Source organism: Alicyclobacillus suci (assembly GCF_017329615.1).
GTDB lineage: Bacteria > Bacillota > Bacilli > Alicyclobacillales > Alicyclobacillaceae > Alicyclobacillus > Alicyclobacillus suci.
Genome location: NZ_JAFMTW010000089.1, coordinates 1 through 4,541, shown reverse-complemented (window position 1 = coordinate 4,541; position 4,541 = coordinate 1). Strand labels below are relative to the sequence as shown.

Annotated in this window: 3 protein-coding genes and 1 pseudogene; 3 read left to right on the top strand and 1 reads right to left on the bottom strand. The window is 42.9% G+C overall.

The genetic code is table 11. The annotated features are described in order from the left end of the window. On the bottom strand, positions 1–216 hold a 216-nt coding region (locus J3482_RS19525), incomplete at its 3' end, for a hypothetical protein (protein ID WP_206923004.1). A gap of 7 nt (positions 217–223) precedes the next feature. On the opposite strand from J3482_RS19525, the gene J3482_RS19520 reads away from it, so the two are divergent. The 3 genes and pseudogenes from J3482_RS19520 to J3482_RS19510 all read left to right on the top strand — a co-directional run. Beyond that, positions 224–1,504: an MFS transporter gene (locus J3482_RS19520; protein ID WP_328702765.1), complete on the top strand. Its 1,281-nt coding sequence runs from the start codon at positions 224–226 to the stop codon at positions 1,502–1,504. A gap of 19 nt (positions 1,505–1,523) precedes the next feature. Continuing rightward, positions 1,524–3,722 (top strand): asparagine synthase (glutamine-hydrolyzing), encoded by a 2,199-nt coding sequence (gene asnB / locus J3482_RS19515; RefSeq protein ID WP_206923002.1) that lies wholly within the window; start codon positions 1,524–1,526, stop codon positions 3,720–3,722. A gap of 109 nt (positions 3,723–3,831) precedes the next feature. Next, positions 3,832–4,444: pseudogene (locus tag J3482_RS19510) on the top strand (alpha/beta fold hydrolase); the annotation flags it as partial. Between the last annotated feature and the right edge of the window lie 97 nt (positions 4,445–4,541).

The following is a 4,541-nucleotide window of genomic DNA, read 5'->3' as shown; positions in this document are numbered from 1 at the left end:
AATGACGGTCAGAGCAATATCGTCCATGTGGAACTGGGTGTTTCTGCCCTTGCGTAATCCATGTACCCAAAACTCCCTGTCAATACCCGTTCCCAAAACAAAATCTATGAGACCAGCTGCACCGCCAAAGGAGGTGGCGGCATTCAAATCGTAGCGAGTATGAATTGTAGATCTTTTACGAGCAAACTGGCTTCGTGTATGATTATATTGTTTCACCCAAAAGGTGCTCCTTCCTAGCGAAGATGTGGTTCTTGACAAACTCATCTTAGCCGTACGGGGAGCACCTTTTCAATTATTCACACCAGTTCATGAGGACACAATCGTCGAAATCCGGGTTCAATTCTTGTCAGGGTTGATTATATTCTGTGTTTCCACAGTTCTTAGCGCAACTTCAGTGAATTGGACGGAATTTCTAATTGCCCAGTCACTGCAAGCTTTTGCTGATGCATTGGTCGTTCCAGTACAGGCCACCTTGATTAAACAATTATTCCCTTCAGACAAAATCGGTTGGGCTTTTGGTTGGCAGGGTGCGGTACTTGCATTCGCTTCATTTATCGGCCCGCCGCTCGGGGGGGTTATTATTCAATACTTTTCGTGGAGATATTTGTTTGTGTTAATGCTGTTGTTTGGCCTGATCTCGTTAGGCGTAGCGATAAAGTTTATCCCCAAGCGGGATCGGAATTCATCGGTAAAATTGGAATGGAGAGAAGTTCCAATGATGAATTCCATCTGTCTAATCGCATTTTTTCTTGGTGTTCAGGCCCTACTACTTGTGGGACCTAAACTCGAATGGATTTTTCTTACGGGTGTAGGACTGGTTTGTTTACTCGTGATGGAGCATTTCAGCCCGAATCAGCGACGTTTTTTTCCAAAAAACATGCTTACCAATAGTGTTTTTGTATTTGCTGCACTACGGGGATTTTTCTTTTTTATTTCGGCCAATGCTATTGCTTTCTTCGTACCGAGCTATTTTCGAAGTTACTTCCTATATACCCCGTCGATCGTAGGCATCATTTTACTGGTAGAACCTATCGTGATGATTGTTCTTGGTGGCTGGGGAGGACGGAGGGCAGACAAAGCGCCTCTAGTGGCAACCGGAGTTGGTTCGGCCTTGATGATCATCTCAACGGTCGGGTTGATTTTTAAACTTCCAAAATTTGAGTTTCTGTTATTGGTTGCGATGTTCATCGTTAGCGGTATAGGTGGAGCACTTGTTGTGCCAGCACAAAATAAGATCGCCATTGACAACATTGATGAATCACAAACCGGGATGTATATGGGAATATTTCAGATGATACAGTTTATCAGTGGAGGGTTCGCCGGAGCCATTTTCGGGAAAATATTAGAGCCTACAGAATCGTCTATTATAAGTAACCAGGGATTTCACTTACTGTTAATCCTGTGTTGTTTCGGTTTTTTAATGAGCATATTTACCCTGATCCCAAATGTGATTTTTAAGCGGAAAGCGGCCAATGCGATCAGAGACGTTTCTACGAAAGCGTAACGATAGAGGGTGTGTGACGATGTGCGGAATTGCAGGGGTCATTGCGTTCGAGGGAAGCAGGATAACCCCTGAAATGGTTCTTTCGGTGCGCAGCATGATTCATACAATAGGATATCGTGGGCCAGATGATACACAATACTATCAGAATCAAGATGTCGTATTGGGATTTAAACGATTATCGATTATCGACGTAGAAGGGGGCAGTCAGCCTCTTTACAACGAAGACAATACAATCGTTCTGATCTGCAATGGAGAAATTTATAACGCTGCGGAGCTTCGGTCTGAAGCTCTACAACGCCATCATTTTCGTTCCAACTCTGATTGTGAGGTTATTGTTCATCTATACGAAGAATTCGGAACCAACTTTGTTACGAAGTTGAATGGAATGTACGCATTTGCCCTATGGGACTTGCGGAATCAGAAACTCATACTAGGACGAGATCGGTTTGGTGTCAAACCTTTGTTTTACTCAGTGAATCGCGAACGACTAATCTTTGCTTCAGAAATCAAAGCACTGTTGAGCTATCATGATTGTCCCCGAGAATTTGATTGGGAATCGGCTTTGTCAGATCCTTGGCTCAGTGGAGCTCCGGCGACAAATTTAACAGAACCTACCTCATATTTTAAACAAGTCGAGCATCTTCCAGCGGCGTCTATACTCGAAGTAGACTTGCGGAAAAAGACCATGAAGCGCTCTAAGTATTGGACACTTCCTTCAGCGTTTGAGTATCAATATGATGTATCTCGCAATCCAGAAGAATATGTAGAAGAATATCGTAACTTACTCGAGAAAGCTGTAACGAGATGCCTCATTAGTGACGTAGAGGTTGGTGTGTTTCTGAGTGGCGGTATTGATTCGGCTGCTGTGACAGCAATCGCCGCATCAGTCGGAAAGACGTTTCACACTTTCACTGTACTGAGTCAGAGTACACTATCTAACGGAGACGCCAAGTACGCTCATATCATAGCTAAAGAACTCGGGTTACCAAACCATCAAGTCTTGTTCCGTCCCGGTGATTATCCCACACCTGAAGAATGGAAGAAGCTGTTGTGGTTATGTGAAACACCCTTTTGCGGACCGGAACAACTATACAAATATCAACTGCATAAATTTTCCCGTTCTGTTCGGCCTTCATTGAAAGTCATTCTTACCGGGCAAGGAAGTGACGAATTCAATGGAGGGTACAGCACTCTGTTCGCTCCGTCGCACGACCAATCATGGAACGGATTTCTGAATGCGCTTAGCTTATTTGATCGCGGTCGGCATTTGAGTCGCTTACCAATATCAATTCATTCATGGGATAGAAATCTGCCTGAGCCCATTCTTTCAATGGACTTTTTGTGTACTTTGAGTTCGGAAAAGCGCATGGATCCATGGTACGCATATTTACATAACAAATATCGAGATCTCCAGATGTACAACTGTTGGCACGAAGACCGAACAGCATCTGGAAATAGCATCGAAAACAGAGTGCCCTTCCTTGATCATGAACTGGTTGAGTTTACGTTTCGTGTCCCACCAGATGTACATCGTACTTTGTTTTGGGACAAATCGATTTTGCGCCATGGGATGACTAAATATCTAGATCCATATATTTCTTTAAGGGAAAAGGTACCGTTCTTTTATGGCTCAGATGTCAAGTCTACGCATCGTATGATGCTTAACATTTATAAGCAAAATGACTTTCAACTGATTGAAGAAGCATTCAGCGAATGCATTGCGTCGTCAATTGTGAATAGGGACTCTCTTATGAGATGTATAGAGGCATTAGACACTGATCCGGAAGTTACAAACATGGAATTTATGACCCGAATTATCAACATGGGGTTATTAGCGAAGATGGCGAAGGACATCGATGTAGATTTGGACGTTCCCTGCTTCGCAAGAACCGCAAGTGAAAAGCACGTAACAAATTGGGACGAAGAAATGATTCACATCATGGAATCTTTAACGGATGGAACAGTATTAAATGATGATGCCGTCGTATCGTTTCGTCCTGAGATTTCATTGGTTCCTAGCAATGATATGTGTGTGTCTGTGAATGGTGAAATCGAGTATTTAATTTCAGAAAGTGAGAGCCCAGACCTTTTAAAATTTTTGACATCAATTGATGGAAAGCGCAGTATCCGCGAAATCGGTGATGTCACTGGATTGGGTACAGCACGAATTCAGAGGTTAATTGATGAAATTAAAGATACCAATATTATTGAGTGGTAAATGGGTACCACCAACAAATGATGTAAAAACCACGTTAATACACTATTTGGAAGATAAGAACGGATTTTTTCTTACGCTAATATGCTGAAAAGGAAAGGGAACTCAATCTATGTTGATTAACCATAAAGTAATTGGGGAAGGTTACCCCCTTGTTATGTTGCATGGTTGGACACTGGACCATCAAGTGATGTTACATGCAATGGAGCCGCTATTTGAGAAGCGGAGCGGTTGGAAGAGAATATACATAGACTTACCCTGGTATGGGGAATTCACAGCCACAAGCATCTATTCACAACTCTGATGACATGTTGGAAACTGTGCTACGTCTTTTGGATGATATTATCCCTGCTCAGCCATTCATCGTTTGCGGAAATTCCTATGGTGGGTATATCGCGAGAGGTATAGCCCACTTACGGCAGGATTTAGTACGTGGGTTAATGCTAATGGCACCAATGATTATCCCTGAATTCGAGGACAGAGTAGTGCCAAAGCAGACCGTTCTAAAGAGAGACAACATGTTGATTTCGCAATTGCCACCAGAAGATGCTGATGAATTTAGTTCCATGGGTGTAGTACAAGGTCAGTCTGAATGGGAGAGGTTTCGAAATGAAATTTTACTGCCTTCAAAACAGACAAACTACGAATTCTTAAACCGCATTCGTCAAAACGGATATGGTTTTACCTTCGATATTTCATCTACGCTTGAGCATCCCACACTAATTAGGGGCTGCTGAATGATCTATGCAACAACCTTGCTTATGTCGAAATCCGTTCCGAAGAGTTCATCGAGTATGAGCCAAAAAAGAAGCCGTAACCTCT

Bases quoted from the DNA above. Each gene is read 5' to 3' on its own strand.
- asnB (WP_206923002.1), top strand. From the start codon at position 1,524: ATGTGCGGAATTGCAGGGGTCATTGCGTTCGAGGGAAGCAGGATAACC.